Origin of the sequence: Pseudomonas hormoni, from assembly GCF_018502625.1 — a bacterium.
In the GTDB taxonomy this organism is placed as follows: domain Bacteria; phylum Pseudomonadota; class Gammaproteobacteria; order Pseudomonadales; family Pseudomonadaceae; genus Aquipseudomonas; species Aquipseudomonas hormoni.
Genome location: NZ_CP075566.1, coordinates 5333599 through 5348474, shown reverse-complemented (window position 1 = coordinate 5348474; position 14876 = coordinate 5333599). Strand labels below are relative to the sequence as shown.

Below are 14876 nucleotides of genomic sequence, written 5' to 3'. Positions count from 1 at the left end.
TCAGGGAGAAATGCCGATGAAGCTTGCACCGAAATTTCTGGCTGCTGCGTTGGGATTGGGTTTGGGCCTTAGCCTCGCCGGCCAGGTCTTCGCCACGGATCTGAAGCATTGGCCAGCCGATCAGGCCAAGGCGCTGGACGCGATGATCGCGGCCAACGCCAACAAAGGTAACTACGCGGTGTTCGACATGGACAACACCAGTTACCGCTACGACCTCGAAGAGTCGTTGCTGCCGTTCATGGAGAACAAGGGCCTGATCACCCGCGACAAACTCGACCCCTCCCTGAAACTGATGCCGTTCAAGGACACCGCCGACCACAAGGAAAGCCTGTTCAGCTACTACTACCGTCTCTGCGAAGTTGACGACATGGTTTGCTATCCATGGGTCGCCCAGGTGTTCTCCGGTTTCACGCTCAAGGAGCTCAAGGGCTATGTCGACGAGTTGATGGCCTCTGGCAAACCGGTGCCTGCGACTTATTACGAAGGCGACGTGGTCAAGAACCTCGACGTCAACCCGCCGAAAATCTTCACCGGCCAGCAAGAGCTCTACAACAAGCTGATGGAGAACGGCATCGAGGTCTACGTAATGACCGCCGCTTCCGAAGAGCTGGTGCGCATGGTCGCTGCCGATCCGAAGTACGGCTATAACGTCAAACCGCAGAACGTGATCGGTGTGAGCCTGCTGCTCAAGGATCAAAAGTCCGGCGAGCTGACTACAGCGCGCAAGCAGATCACCGCCGGCAAGTATGACGAGAAGGCCAACCTCGGCCTCGAACTGACCCCGTACCTCTGGACCCCGGCGACCTGGATGGCCGGTAAACACGCGGCGATTCTGACCTACATCGATGAGTGGAAAAAACCGGTACTGGTCGGCGGCGACACCCCGAGCAGCGACGGTTACATGCTGTTCCACGATGTTGACGTGGCCAAGGGCGGCATCCACTTGTGGGTCAACCGCAAGGACAAATACATGACCCAGATTAACGGCATGATGGCCAAGCACGCAGCCGCTCAGGCCAAGGAAGGGTTGCCGGTGACGGCGGACAAGAACTGGGTGATCGTGACGCCGGCGGAGATTCAGTAAGACCGAATCGCTCTCATCGCGGGCAAGTCTCGCTCCCACACTTGACCGAGCTGACTGCAAAAAAATGCCCCGCACTTTGGCGGGGAATTTTTATTTCTGCGATTGACGCTTACAGCCCGTCAAGCATCGCCTTGTTACGTACAGCACCTTTGTCGGCGCTGGTCGCCAGCAGGGCGTAGGCTTTCAGCGCGGTGGTCACCTTGCGTGGACGTTTTTCCACAGGCTTCCAGCCTTTCTGATCCTGCTCGGCGCGGCGGCCGGCCATTTCTTCGTCGCTGATCAACAGGTTGATCGAGCGGTTCGGAATGTCGATCAGCACCTTGTCGCCGTCCTGCACCAGGCCGATCGCGCCGCCCGCCGCCGCTTCCGGCGAAGCGTGGCCGATGGACAGGCCCGAAGTACCGCCGGAGAAACGGCCGTCGGTGAGCAGGGCGCAGGCTTTGCCCAGGCCTTTGGATTTCAGGTACGACGTCGGGTACAGCATTTCCTGCATGCCCGGGCCGCCTTTCGGGCCTTCGTAACGAATGATCACGATGTCGCCGGCCTTCACTTCGTCCGCGAGGATGCCGCGTACGGCGCTGTCCTGGCTTTCGAAGATCTTCGCGTTGCCTTCGAACACGTGGATCGACTCGTCGACGCCCGCGGTTTTCACCACGCAGCCGTCCAGCGCGATGTTGCCGTAGAGAACGGCCAGGCCGCCTTCTTTCGAGTAAGCGTGTTCGACACTGCGGATGCAGCCGTTTTCACGGTCGTCATCCAGGGTTTCCCAACGGGTCGACTGGCTGAACGCGGTTTGCGTCGGGATGCCCGCCGGACCGGCCTTGAAGAAGTGATGCACCGCTTCGTCGTCGGTCTGGGTGATGTCCCACTTGGCGATGCCTTCGGCCAGGGTCTTGCTGTGCACGGTCGGCAGGTCGGTGTGCAGCAGGCCGCCACGGGCCAGCGAACCGAGGATGCTGAAGATCCCGCCGGCGCGGTGCACGTCTTCCATGTGGTACTTCTGGATGTTCGGCGCGACCTTGCACAGTTGCGGCACGTGGCGGGAGAGACGGTCGATGTCGCGCAGGTCGAAATCGATCTCGGCTTCCTGGGCGGCAGCCAGCAAGTGCAGGATGGTGTTGGTGGAACCGCCCATGGCGATGTCCAGCGTCATGGCGTTTTCGAACGCCTTGAAATTGGCAATGTTGCGCGGCAACACCGACTCGTCGTTGTCGGTGTAGTAACGCTTGCACAGTTCGACGATGGTGCGGCCGGCCTGCAGGAACAGTTGCTCGCGGTCGCTGTGGGTCGCCAGGGTCGAACCGTTGCCCGGCAAGGCCAGGCCCAGGGCTTCGACCAGGCAGTTCATCGAGTTGGCGGTGAACATGCCGGAGCACGATCCGCAGGTCGGGCAGGCGCTGCGCTCGTACTCGGCGACTTTCTCGTCAGAAGCGCTGGAGTCGGCGGCGATCACCATGGCGTCGACGAGGTCGAGACCGTGGCTGGCCAGTTTGGTCTTGCCGGCTTCCATCGGGCCGCCGGACACGAAGATCACCGGGATGTTCAGGCGCAGGGACGCCATCAGCATGCCAGGGGTGATCTTGTCGCAGTTGGAGATGCAGACGATGGCATCGGCGCAGTGGGCGTTGACCATGTACTCGACGGAGTCGGCGATGATCTCGCGGCTCGGCAGCGAATACAGCATGCCGTCGTGGCCCATGGCGATGCCGTCATCGACAGCGATGGTGTTGAATTCTTTCGCTACACCGCCGGCGCGTTCGATTTCGCGGGCGACCAGTTGGCCCAGGTCCTTGAGGTGGACGTGGCCCGGTACGAACTGGGTGAACGAGTTGGCAATGGCGATGATCGGCTTTTTGAAGTCGTCATCTTTCATCCCCGTGGCGCGCCACAGTGCGCGGGCGCCGGCCATGTTGCGGCCATGGGTGGATGTTTTCGAGCGGTAATCAGGCATGAAGCACTCCGGGCGGCTAATCAGGTATCAAAAGGGAAGTGAGCTTCTATTGACGTCTGGAACACCCAGAAATGGCCGTGTGTCCGGAAGTTGCCGATAACTTTGCGGGATCGCCGCGCGCTTCAGCTTGAGCTCATAAACCCGCCGGGGGATGACTGGCGATGAATGTCGCGATTCTACACGGCTGGCGGCGGGAGGGAATGCCGGGAAGCGTTGATCCCGCGCCGGTGGCGTGCGCGGGATGACGACCGGCGTTTATCAACTAACGTTCAGTGCCAGATTGCGCTGCATGATCAGCGCGTTCAAACCAAGGCCCGCGGCGCTCAGGATCAGGAAACATAAGGCGAGGGCCGTGGTCAGGTTTGCAGACGCGAGATTGATCACCACGCTGATCACGCCGCCGCACATAAAGATCATCACGCCGCCGACCGAGGAGGACGTGCCGGCATCTTGTGGATAAAGGGTCATGGCTTTGGAATTGGCGATAGGCCGGGCAATGGTGGTGCCGGCCGTACAAATGAGCATGGGGATCAGAACGGCAGCGGCAGTGAGCCCGAACTGATTCGCCAGCCACAGCATGACCAACCCCGACAGTGCGATCAGCCCAAGGCCGATCACGATCTGCGAATTGGCCGGCAAACGCCGATGCAGTGCGCTGGCGACTATCCCGCCGAACACATAAGCCACGCCATACAGCAACAATGTCCAGGCAAATTCGTAGGGCGAGAGTGCCAGGCGTTCCATGAAAATGATCGGCGACATGACGATGAATGAAAAATGGCAGGCGAAGGCCAGGCCGGAAATAAGCCAATAACCCATGAAGCGCAGGTCGGAACACAGCCGCCAATAGGCACTGAAAAAGCGACCGGGCGCCGCATTCCGACTGCGTGGACTTTCCTTGAGCAAGACGCCAGCCTTTATCCAGACAATGGCTGCCAACGCGATAAAGACATAGAAGCTGCCTTCCCAGCCCAGATGCATTTGCAGCCAGGTCCCGAGCAGCGGCGATATGGAAATGAACACCCCGGCGGCGGTTGTCATCCAGATCCTGATTCGCTCCTGTTCCTTGCCGACGAACAAATCCTGAATCAGCGCCTGCGACAGCACAAAGGAGCCGCAGCCCACCGCCTGGATGACGCGAAACACCAGAAACCAGCTGTATTCGCTGGACAGCAGACAACCTGTCGCACCCACCATCGAGATGGCGATACCGGTCAGCAAAAGGTTCTTGCGCCCCCACAAATCCGACAGCGGCCCGACCAGCACCACGGATAGCGCAAGGCCAATGGCGAACAGGCTGACCGAAAGGGCAATGTCGGACGCGGAGGTCCGGAAGTAGTCAGAGAGCGCGGGAAAGGACGGGAGTACGACGTCCAGCGGGAAAACACCCAGCAGCGTCATCGTCATCAACAGCAGGATGAGCGACGATTTTTTCGCGGTGTGCGTGGTGGAAGGGTTCATCAACAACGCTCTCGATCCGTGAGGGGTGGCCGAGAGTTGACCTGATGGACATGGAAGTCAATGCAGCAGGTGCGGGACTGTTCCGAATCTGTTGCGGGAGCGAGCTGACTCGCTCCCGCAATCAGACAGCGATTAGCTGTTTGGCAGCAACCGGCAGGTGATGCTCTTGATGTAACGCGTTTCAGCAATCGCCGGGTGCACCGGATGATCCGGACCCTGACCACCACGTTCCAGCATCTGGATGTTGCGGTCCAGGTGACGGGCGCTGGTCAGCAGGATGTTCTGCAGGTCGTCTTCCGGCAGATGCATCGAGCACGAAGCGCTGACCAGGATGCCGTCCTTGCTCAGCAGGCGCATGGCTTGCTCGTTCAGGCGTCGGTAGGCGCCTTCACCGTTTTTCATGTCTTTCTTGCGTTTGATGAACGCCGGCGGGTCGGCCACGATCACGTCGAAACGTTCTTCGCTGGCTTTCAGCTCTTTAAGGGCTTCGAAGACGTCGCCTTCGATGCAGGTCATTTTCTCGGCGACACCGTTCAGCGCGGCGTTGCGCTCGACGCCGTCGAGGGCGAAGGCCGAAGCGTCGACGCAGAACACTTCACTGGCGCCGAACGCAGCCGCTTGCACGCCCCAGCCGCCGATGTAGCTGTAGAGGTCGAGTACGCGTTTGCCTTTGGCGTAAGGGGCCAGGCGTGCGCGGTTCATGCGGTGGTCGTAGAACCAGCCGGTTTTCTGGCCCTGGATGACCGGCGCTTCGAACTTCACGCCGTTCTCTTCCAGCGCCACCCACTCCGGCACCAGGCCGAACACGGTTTCGACGTAGCGGTTGAGGCCTTCGGCATCGCGAGCAGCGGAGTCGTTCTTGAACAGAATGCCGCTTGGCTTAAGCACTTGGGTCAGGGCCGCGATCACGTCGTCTTTATGCGCTTCCATGGTCGCCGAAGCGATCTGCACCACCAGAATGTCGCCGAAACGGTCGACCACCAGGCCCGGCAGCAGGTCGGAGTCGCCGTAGACCAGGCGATAGAACGGCTTGTCGAACAGGCGGTCGCGCAGGGACAGGGCGACGTTCAGGCGATGCACCAGCAGCGATTTGTCCAACGGCAACTTGATGTCGCGCGACAGCAGGCGGGCGCAGATCAGGTTGTTCGGGCTCATGGCGACGATGCCCAGCGGTTTGCCGCCGGCAGCTTCGAGGATCGCCTGGTCGCCGGCCTTGAAGCCGTGCAACGGAGTGGCGGCTACATCGATTTCGTTGCTGTAGACCCACAAGTGGCCGTTTCGCAGGCGACGGTCGGCGTTGGCTTTGAGGCGCAGGCTAGGCAGGGACATGACGTCGCTCCGGAAAAAAGAGCGGGAGTATAGCGTGTTGAGTGTTGTGGCGGGCTGGGTGGGCGATGAAACGCTGATGGCCTCTTCACGAGCAAGCCTTGCTCCTACGGGTTTTGTGTCATGTGCAAGTTCCGCGACCGACACAAAACCTGTAGGAGCGAGGCTTGCCCGCGAAGGCGATTTCAAATGCTACGCCGACAATGAAACTTTGGCCGATGTTGCCGGCTGGTGTGTCGGATCCAACTTTATAAAGGTTAGAATCGCCACCTGTCCCAGAGTGTGTACTTATGTCCCAAGAGCTGACCACCGAACAGATCCAACAGTCCCTGCAAGGCATCAGCGTGCCGGCCCAGCCGCAGATCATGGTGGATCTGCAGATGGAGCAGTACATGCCCGACCCGGATCTGGAAGTGATCGCCAAGCTGATCTCCCAGGACCCGGGCCTCTCTGGCGCATTGCTGAAAATCGTCAACTCGCCGTATTACGGCTTGAGCAACAAGATCGCCTCGATCCAGCGTGCGGTGAATCTGCTGGGCAGCCGTTCGATCATCAACCTGATCAACGCGCAGTCGATCAAGGGTGAAATGAACGATGACACCATCGTCACCCTGAACCGCTTCTGGGACACCGCACAGGATGTGGCGATGACCTGCCTGACCCTGGCCAAGCGCATTGGCGTCCAGGCGGGCGATGAAGCGTACGCCTTGGGCCTGTTCCACGATTGCGGCGTGCCGTTGATGCTGCAGCGATTCCCGGACTACATGACGACGCTGGAAGAGGCCTACGCCAACGCGAGTGCAGAATGCCGCATAGTCGACACCGAAAATCGGGTGTTCAATACCAACCACGCGGTAGTCGGTTACTACACGGCCAAATCCTGGCGCCTGCCGGAGCACGTGAGCACCGCGATCGCCAATCACCACAATGCGCTGGCGATTTTCAGCGATGAGTCTTCGCGCAACAGCCAGCTGAAAAACCTGCTGGCAATCCTGAAGATGGCCGAGCACATTTGTGCGTCCTACCGGGTACTGGGCAACCAGAACGAGGACCATGAATGGAATACTATCGCGCCGCTGGTGCTCGATTACGTAGGCCTCTCGGACTACGACTTCGAAACCCTCAAACAAACGATTCGCGACCTCGGCACTCACCGCTGAGTGTCGTGAGAGCCTGATTCGAGAGCACCATGCCTGAACTGCCGGAAGTCGAAACCACCCGCCGCGGGATTGCGCCGCACCTGGAAGGCCAGCGCGTCAGCCGGGTGATCGTGCGTGATCGTCGCCTGCGCTGGCCGATCCCTGAAGACCTCGATGTGCGCCTCTCCGGTCAGCGCATCGTGCTGGTGGAACGGCGCGCCAAATACCTGCTGATCAATGCCGAAGTCGGCACGTTGATCAGTCACTTGGGGATGTCGGGCAATCTGCGTCTGGTGGAAGTCGGCATGCCGGCCGCCAAGCATGAGCATGTGGATATCGAACTGGAATCGGGCCTGGCCCTGCGTTATACCGACCCGCGACGGTTCGGCGCGATGCTCTGGAGCCTCGATCCGTTCAACCACGAACTGTTGATTCGCCTGGGGCCGGAGCCGTTGACCGACCTGTTCGACGGCGAACGCTTGTTCCAGCAGTCCCGCGGGCGCTCGATGGCGGTCAAGCCGTTTATCATGGACAACGCGGTGGTGGTTGGCGTCGGCAATATTTATGCGACTGAAGCGTTGTTTGCGGCCGGTATTGACCCACGCCGTGAAGCCAAGAGCATTTCCCGGGCGCGCTATTTGAAATTGGCGATCGAGATCAAACGCATTCTGGCCGCTGCCATCGAGCGCGGCGGTACTACGTTGCGCGACTTTATCGGTGGCGACGGTCAGCCGGGGTATTTCCAGCAGGAACTGTTTGTGTACGGCCGTGGCAGTCAGCCGTGCAAGGAGTGCGGGACGGAGTTGCGGGAAGTCAAACTCGGGCAGCGCGCCAGCGTCTTTTGCCCACGCTGTCAGAGCTGATATCTCCTACGGTCTATAGTCAGTGTTCTCACTGTTACAGGACCGAGCCATGAACCTGCTTCGAACCGCTGCCGTCATTGCGCTGCTGAGCGTCGGTACGCCAGTGCTGGCGGCAAACACCGGCAGCGGTGATCCGCGCTACACCATCCAGAACCCTCCGGCCTACGCCATGCTCGGCGATCTGCTGATCGCCCGACCCTTGCTGGTCGCGGCAACGGTGATCGGCGTGGGGGCATTTGTGGTGTCGTTGCCGTTTACCGCGCTGGGCGGCAATGTCGGCGATGCGGGGCAGGCACTGGTGGTGGATCCGGCGAAAGCGGCGTTTGTGCGGTGTCTGGGGTGTATCGGGGAGGGGTTTGAGCAGCGGGAGTGAAACCAGTTACATCTTCGGTGTTGCTGATGGCCCTCATCGCCGGCAAGCCGGTCTCGCTCCCACATTTGATTTATGTTGTGAACCAAATGATGTGAACACCACAAATCCACTGTGGGAGCGAGACCGGCTTGCCGGCGATGAGGCCGGCACAGGCGCTACAAAGATGCCTGCCTCAAGCCTTACCGGTAATCTTCCGGTACTTCTCCATCAACTGCTCTTCAGTCTCCGGATGCGCCTCGTCCAGCGGAATGCAATCCACCGGGCAGACCTGCTGGCACTGAGGTTCGTCGTAGTGGCCAACACACTGGGTGCACAGGTTCGGGTCGATCACGTAGATCTCTTCGCCCTGGGAAATGGCGGCGTTCGGGCACTCGGGTTCGCAGACGTCGCAGTTGATGCAATCGTCGGTGATGATCAGGGACATGCTAACTCCAGCCGGGGCGCAAGGCCCGGGCGCAATAAACCAATGCGCGCAATTGTGCCGCATTGGCGCTGTAGGAGCCAGCTTGCTGGCGATGGACGGGAGAGCGCCGCGTTCATTCAGGCAGCTCTCGTCACCGTTAACGTCCATCGCCAGCAGGCTGGCTCCTACAGGTTTACTTCTTGAAGCGCTCGGTGAGGGCGTCCGCCACCGCAGGGTGAACGAACTTGGTGATATCGCCGCCCAGGGCCGCGATTTCACGGACCAGCGTCGAGGAGATGAACGAATAACGCTCGGACGGCGTCAGAAACAGGCTTTCCACGTCCGGAGCCAGCTGGCGGTTCATGTTGGCCAGCTGAAATTCGTATTCGAAGTCCGACACGGCGCGCAAACCACGCAGGAAAACGTTGGCGTTCTTCTCTTTGGCGAAATGCGCCAATAGCGTCGAGAAGCCGACGACTTCAACGTTCGGCAGATGTTTAGTGACCTCACGGGCCAGCGCCACACGCTGTTCCAGGGGAAACAACGGGTTTTTCTTCGGGCTGGCAGCAACGGCAATGATCACATGATCGAACAGGCGCGCGGCGCGTTCGACCAAGTCGCCATGGCCCTTGGTAATAGGGTCGAAGGTACCTGGGTACAACACTCGGTTCATCGCGTCGTCCTGGCGGGAGTCCGTTGGGGAGTCGGATGGTATCGCAGCCTTCCCGGTCGGCCAAGTCGCCTTTTGGGTAAGAAAGCACTATAGACGATGGGAATATTCGCTCTTTTCACGGGTTTTTCAAACGTTCGGCGAGCGAAGTCGCTAGTTGCGCCGTCAGCCCGTAGACCGACAATTGCGGGTTTGCGCCAATGCTGGTGGGGAACAGCGAGCCGTCGTGGATCGACAGGTTGCTGAGTTGATGATGCCGGCCAAGGCTGTCGGTCACGGCGTTTTTCGGGTCTTCACCCATGGCACAACCGCCCATCACATGGGCACTGCCCAGGCGAGTGCGATACAGCTCAAGGCTCAACCCGTCAATCAGCGTGCGCGCTTCGGCCAGGGTTTTCACGTAGCGAGCGTCGGCGTGCATCGGCATGACGGCGTTGGCGCCACCGGCGAACTGGATCTCGGCCATGCTGTGGAACGCGCGGCGCAAACCGTCCCAGGCGTAGGCTGAAACCTGATAGTCGAGCACCGGCGTGTTGTCACCGCGCAACTCGACGCTGCCGCCGGGGCTGTCCGGGTGAAAACCATCGCGCAGTAATGCGAGCATGGCGTGGGTGTGGGGCAGGTTTCCCATGTGCTGCGCGTTTTTCGTGCCGAAACCGCCGAGCAGAGTGGCGGCCAGCGCCGGGTGCAGCGGTGGCACTTCGAGTTTGTAAGCCATCTTGCCGGTCGTGCCGTCCTGCCATTGGAAGTGGTCGGAGTAGATCGACTGCGGCGCGCCATAGAACGGGTTGATCACCTCGTCGAACAGCCCGGCGGACATGTTGACCAGATGCAGAAAGGTCCGTTTGCCCAGCCGCTTGTGCGGGTCTGGCGCATCCGAGCGCAACAGCAGCGCGGGGCTGTTGATCCCGCCGCCGGCCAGCACGTAATGCCGCGCCTTGACCGTGATCGTCTTGCCCGTGGGGGCGACGCAACGATCGTCCATCGCCACGCACTGCAGGCCTGTGACCTTGCCTTCCTTGATCACCAGTTTTTCAGCGCGGGCCAGGTAAATCAGTTCGCCACCCTTTTCCAGGGTCGCCGGAATCGTCGTGACCATCATCGATTGTTTGGCGTTGGTCGGGCAGCCCATGCCGCAATAACCGAGGTTCCAGCAGCCACGCACGTTGCGCGGGATGACGTGCCAGGTGTAACCGAGCTTCTCGCAGCCCTTGCGGATCACGTCGTTGTTGGCGTTGGGCGGAACCCTCCACGGCGCGACGCCGAGACGCTGTTCCATTTTCTCGAACCATGGCGCCATTTCGGTCGGGCTGTGGCCTTTCACGTCGTGCTCCCGGGCCCAATGTTCGAGCGTCGGGTCCGGGGTACGAAAGCTCGACGTCCAGTTGATCAGCGTGGTGCCGCCCACCGCCCGGCCTTGAAGGATGGTGATCGCGCCGTCCTTGCTCATGCGGCCGATGCCTTCCTGATAGAGGCTGGTGTAGGCCTGGTCTTCGAGCAGCTTGAAATCGCTGCTGGTCTTGAGCGGACCTTCTTCGATCAGCAACACCTTGTACCCGGCAACGCTGAGGATTTCGGCGGTGGTGCCGCCGCCCGCGCCGCTGCCGATGATCGCCACGTCCGCTTCGAGGGTCAGGTCTTCGGTCAGTTGCGAGCCGTTGTAGGTTTTCCAGCCGCGGGCCATGCCTTCGCGGAACGGATCGGTTACGGGCATGTTCGGGTTCTCTTATTGTTTTTGGATTTTGTGGTGATGCGGATGACGCTTCGCGGGCAAGCCTCGCTCCTACAAGGCCTACGCACTTCTGTAGGAGCGAGGCTTGCCCGCGATAGGGTCACCTCGGTCTCAAACGGTTGGAGGCCCGGGATACCCGCAATGCGCCCACGATTCCGCCCGGCTGTACCACGCCATCATCACCAGTTGCAGCAACGAGCTGTGCCCCATGCGCAACAGGCTCAACGAGCTGTTTTCCCAGCGATCAAGAAAATGCCGGATCTCGCCGGCGCTGGCGTTTTCCCAACTGCCCCAGATCCCGGTCAGCGGCCCGCGAGTCACGGCCATCCCCAGCACATCGAACAATTGCCGGGTCAGCTTGAGCATTTCCGGCGACAGGTGATTCAGGCTGTTATCCAGGCAGTGCAAAGTCTGGTCGACCGCCATCGGCATTTTCCCGGCGACCACGGCGCCATCGAGCATCACCGGAATCAGCGCCCGCAAAAACAACAGATCGCCGCTGCGCAGCATCACGAAACCGTCGGCCGGGATGCTCGACGAACAACCGCTGAGGCTCGCCCCGAGTCCGGCCGTGGCCAGAAAAGCACTCGCGCCGAGGCTGAATTTAAGCAAGCCGCGCCGTGACAGCGCGGGTGTATCGGACAGGCCTGGGCTCATTATTGTTATTACCCGAAGGATTTGATCGTTAGCGGATAAACAGCTTCTGGATCAGTTTCTGGATGGATTTGCCGTACGGCGGGTAGATCAGCTTCGCCGCGTTGAAACGCTGTTTGATCAGCACACCTTTGGCTTTGCTGAAGGTCAGGAAGCCTTCGTGGCCGTGGTAATGACCCATGCCCGAGGCGCCGATGCCGCCGAACGGCATGTCGTCCTGAGCGACGTGCAGCAACGTGTCGTTCAGGCACACGCCACCGGAATGGGTCTCGTGCAGGACGCGGTTTTGTTCGCGCTTGTCGTAGCCGAAGTAATACAGCGCCAACGGACGAGGTCGCTGGCTGATGTAGGCAAACGCTTCATCCAGGTCCTTGTACGGAACGATCGGCAGCAAAGGGCCGAAGATTTCGTCCTGCATCACCATCATCTCGTCAGTGACGTTGAGCAGCAGGCTATGGCTCATGCGGCGCCCCTGGCCCTGGTCGAACAGCGGAATCAGCAGCGCGCCTTTGCTGGTGGCATCGCTGATGTAGCCATTTAGCCGGGCCAGTTGTCGGTCATTGATGATCGCGGTGTAGTCCGGGTTGTCCGCCAGGGTCGGATAAAATCCGCGAACCGCCTGACGATAGGCTTCGATGAAAGACCCGACGCGGTCTTCCGGCACCAGCACGTAGTCCGGGGCCACGCAGGTTTGTCCGGCGTTGAGCGTCTTGCCGAACGCGATGCGTTCGGCGGCATCTTTCAATGGCACATCCCGGGAAACGATGGCCGGGGATTTTCCGCCCAGTTCCAGCGTCACCGGCGTCAGGTTCTCGGCCGCTGCGCGCATCACGTGTTTGCCGATGCTGGTGGCACCGGTGAACAGCAAGTGATCGAAACGCAGTCGGGAGAACGCCACGCCGATATCGGCCTCGCCGAGCACTACGCAAACCAGGTCTTCGGGAAAGATCCGGCCCAGCAATGCCTTGAGCAGCAAGCCGGTGGCGGGGGTCGACTCGCTGAGTTTGAGCATCACCCGGTTGCCCGCCGACAATGCGCCCACCAAAGGGCCGATGGCCAGGTAAAGCGGGTAGTTCCAGGGCACGATCACCCCGACCACGCCCAGCGGCTGATAAACGACTTTGGCCGAGGCGGGCTGAAAGGCAACGCCGACTTTACGCCGTGAAGGCTTCATCCAGCCATTGAGGTGCTGACTGGCGTAATGAATGCCGTGCAGGCTCGGCATCAGTTCGGCGAGCAGGGTTTCATCGGCGCTGCGATGGCTGAAGTCCTGACTGATGGCGTCGATCAGCGCCTGGCGTTCAGTGCTCAACAAATCCCGCAAGGCTTTGAGCCATTGCTGGCGCTGCGCCGCGGGCGGCATCGGGTGGGCGGCGTAGGCTGCGCGCTGGGCGTCGAACAGGGTTTGGAGTTCTTCCAGTGGCTGCTGCAGATTCTGAAGGTAGGCAATTTCAGCAGTCATGGTCATCTCCGGATTTATTGTTGTGAAGAGCTTTTTAGAGTCCATGCTCTAGAAAGTCAAATGACATCCTGGCGCTGCGTTGTTTTATCCACGGGCGGATAGGTCGTAAGATGCCCGTCAACGCCCTCTGAATTAAAGCTCAAGCCATGGCCCCACGGATCAAAACCAGCGAGCGCATCGTGCAGAACAGCCTGGAGCTGTTCAATCAGCAGGGCGAGCGCAGCATCAGCACCAACCACATTGCTGCCCACATGGAAATTTCCCCGGGCAACCTGTACTACCACTTCCCCAACAAGCAGGCGATCATCGCCGTGTTGTTCAGTGAGTACGAAAGCCTGGTGGACAGCTTCCTGCGCCCGCCCCAGGGACGCGCCGCGACGGTGGAGGACAAGCGTTACTACCTTCAGGAGTTGCTGGCGGCCATGTGGCGCTACCGTTTTTTGCACCGTGACCTCGAGCACTTGCTCGACAGCGATCCGGAACTGGCCGCCCGTTATCGGCGTTTTTCCCAGCGCTGCGTGATCCAGGGCACGGCGATCTACAAAGGGTTCGTCGAGGCCGGCATCTTGAAGATGGACCGGGTGCAGATCGAGTCCCTGACGCTCAACGCCTGGATCATCCTGACGTCCTGGGTGCGTTTCCTGTGCACCACGCGAGAAAACTCCAATCACCTGAGCGAACAGGCGATCAAACGTGGGGTTTACCAGGTGCTGGTGCTGGAGGCCGGGTTCGTCACGGATCAATCCCGCGACGCGGTCAATGCCTTGTTTGAGGAGTTTTACGTGCCGTTGGCGCAAGCCCTGGAAGAAGTACAGTAGGATCAGACATCGCCTAATCACTGGAGCCCGTTATGCCCATTGCGCAACTGATCAGCCCGCAAGCACTGGACCTGAAAAAGGAGCAGCCGGGGCTGGTGATTCTGGATTGTCGTTTTGCCCTCGAAGACCCGGATTACGGCCAGCGCAGCTATGCCGAAGGGCATATCGCCGGGTCGAGTTTTGCCGATCTTGAGCGTGACTTGAGCGGGACAGTGGTCAAAGGGGTGACCGGACGCCATCCGTTGCCAGAACCTGAAGAGTTGATCGAGCGTTTGCAGACCTGGGGCATCAATGCCGACAGCGATGTGGTTTTGTATGACGACGGTCCAGGCGCCTACGCGGCGCGGGCCTGGTGGTTGCTGACCTGGCTGGGCAAGCGCGACGGTGTGTTCATCCTCGATGGCGGGCTCAAGGCCTGGCACGCGGCGGGATTGCCCCTGAGTCTTGATGCTCCCGGTGTTGAGCGTGGCACCTTTAACGGGACGCCGGACAACGCGCTGACCCTGAGCGCCGAACAGCTTCAACAACGTCTCGGCCAACCCGCCCTGACCCTGCTCGATGCCCGCGCCTTGCCGCGTTTCAAGGGCGAAGTGGAACCGATCGACCCGATTGCCGGACACATTCCCGGCGCGCAATGCGCGGCGTTCACCGACAACCTGGGCAGCGACGGGCATTTCCTGCCGGCCGATCAGCTCAAGCAGCGGTTTGCGGCGAAACTGGGCAATCGTTCGCCGAGTGATCTGGTGGCGTATTGCGGTTCCGGCGTGACGGCTTGCCATAACCTGTTCGCCTTGTGCCTCGCGGGATATCCGTTGGGGTCGTTGTATGCCGGGTCGTGGAGCGAGTGGATCAACGAGCCTGCGCGTGGCGTCGCCACCGGCGAATAAACACAAATCAAATGTGGGAGCAACTGTCTTCACCCTGCCATTCGTCATCGCCA

General features: G+C 60.4%; 14 protein-coding genes. 6 read left to right on the top strand and 8 right to left on the bottom strand.

Features of this window, described 5'->3' with window-relative positions; translation table 11 throughout:
* Window positions 1-16: 16 nt before the first annotated feature.
* The gene (locus tag KJF94_RS24900; protein ID WP_214379548.1) at window positions 17-1084 is read left to right on the top strand and encodes an HAD family hydrolase; all 1068 of its coding nucleotides are present in this window, start codon (window positions 17-19) and stop codon (window positions 1082-1084) included.
* Window positions 1085-1193: 109 nt separating this feature from the next.
* On the opposite strand, the gene ilvD is transcribed toward KJF94_RS24900, so the two are convergent.
* The 3 genes from ilvD to KJF94_RS24885 form a co-directional block, all read right to left on the bottom strand.
* Window positions 1194-3035, bottom strand: coding sequence for a dihydroxy-acid dehydratase (ilvD, locus tag KJF94_RS24895; RefSeq protein ID WP_214379546.1), 1842 nt, complete (start codon window positions 3033-3035; stop codon window positions 1194-1196).
* Window positions 3036-3293: 258 nt separating this feature from the next.
* Window positions 3294-4496, bottom strand: coding sequence for an MFS transporter (locus KJF94_RS24890; protein ID WP_214379544.1), 1203 nt, complete (start codon window positions 4494-4496; stop codon window positions 3294-3296).
* Between the two features lie 132 nt (window positions 4497-4628).
* Complete coding sequence (locus KJF94_RS24885) at window positions 4629-5825, bottom strand: class I SAM-dependent rRNA methyltransferase (RefSeq protein WP_095052499.1); 1197 nt, start codon at window positions 5823-5825, stop codon at window positions 4629-4631.
* 341 nt (window positions 5826-6166) lie between these two features.
* On the opposite strand from KJF94_RS24885, the gene KJF94_RS24880 reads away from it, so the two are divergent.
* The 3 genes from KJF94_RS24880 to KJF94_RS24870 are packed head-to-tail and all read left to right on the top strand — an operon-like array spanning window position 6167 to window position 8197.
* Window positions 6167-6982, top strand: a complete 816-nt coding sequence (locus KJF94_RS24880; protein ID WP_214384952.1) for an HDOD domain-containing protein — start codon at window positions 6167-6169, stop codon at window positions 6980-6982.
* A gap of 29 nt (window positions 6983-7011) precedes the next feature.
* Window positions 7012-7824, top strand: coding sequence for a bifunctional DNA-formamidopyrimidine glycosylase/DNA-(apurinic or apyrimidinic site) lyase (gene mutM, locus KJF94_RS24875; protein ID WP_214379542.1), 813 nt, complete (start codon window positions 7012-7014; stop codon window positions 7822-7824).
* A 49-nt stretch (window positions 7825-7873) separates the two neighbouring features.
* Entirely contained in the window at window positions 7874-8197 is a 324-nt protein-coding gene (locus KJF94_RS24870; RefSeq protein WP_214379540.1) for a multidrug transporter, read from the top strand.
* A 172-nt stretch (window positions 8198-8369) separates the two neighbouring features.
* Here KJF94_RS24870 and KJF94_RS24865 read toward each other — a convergent pair whose 3' ends face one another.
* From KJF94_RS24865 to KJF94_RS24845, 5 genes are all read right to left on the bottom strand, one after another.
* Complete coding sequence (locus KJF94_RS24865) at window positions 8370-8621, bottom strand: YfhL family 4Fe-4S dicluster ferredoxin (protein ID WP_003195146.1); 252 nt, start codon at window positions 8619-8621, stop codon at window positions 8370-8372.
* A 172-nt stretch (window positions 8622-8793) separates the two neighbouring features.
* Window positions 8794-9273, bottom strand: coding sequence for a pantetheine-phosphate adenylyltransferase (gene coaD, locus KJF94_RS24860; protein ID WP_109635631.1), 480 nt, complete (start codon window positions 9271-9273; stop codon window positions 8794-8796).
* A gap of 115 nt (window positions 9274-9388) precedes the next feature.
* Complete coding sequence (locus tag KJF94_RS24855) at window positions 9389-10984, bottom strand: GMC family oxidoreductase (protein WP_214379538.1); 1596 nt, start codon at window positions 10982-10984, stop codon at window positions 9389-9391.
* A gap of 129 nt (window positions 10985-11113) precedes the next feature.
* Window positions 11114-11659: a twin-arginine translocation pathway signal protein gene (locus tag KJF94_RS24850; protein ID WP_214379536.1), complete on the bottom strand. Its 546-nt coding sequence runs from the start codon at window positions 11657-11659 to the stop codon at window positions 11114-11116.
* 28 nt (window positions 11660-11687) lie between these two features.
* The gene (locus tag KJF94_RS24845; RefSeq protein WP_214379534.1) at window positions 11688-13163 is read right to left on the bottom strand and encodes a coniferyl aldehyde dehydrogenase; all 1476 of its coding nucleotides are present in this window, start codon (window positions 13161-13163) and stop codon (window positions 11688-11690) included.
* A gap of 101 nt (window positions 13164-13264) precedes the next feature.
* Between KJF94_RS24845 and KJF94_RS24840 the strand changes: the two genes are divergently transcribed.
* Together KJF94_RS24840 and KJF94_RS24835 are read left to right on the top strand one after the other, a co-directional pair.
* Window positions 13265-13936, top strand: a complete 672-nt coding sequence (locus tag KJF94_RS24840) for a TetR/AcrR family transcriptional regulator (protein ID WP_214379532.1) — start codon at window positions 13265-13267, stop codon at window positions 13934-13936.
* A gap of 32 nt (window positions 13937-13968) precedes the next feature.
* Window positions 13969-14823 (top strand): sulfurtransferase, encoded by an 855-nt coding sequence (locus KJF94_RS24835; protein WP_214379530.1) that lies wholly within the window; start codon window positions 13969-13971, stop codon window positions 14821-14823.
* The last annotated feature ends 53 nt before the right edge of the window (window positions 14824-14876 follow it).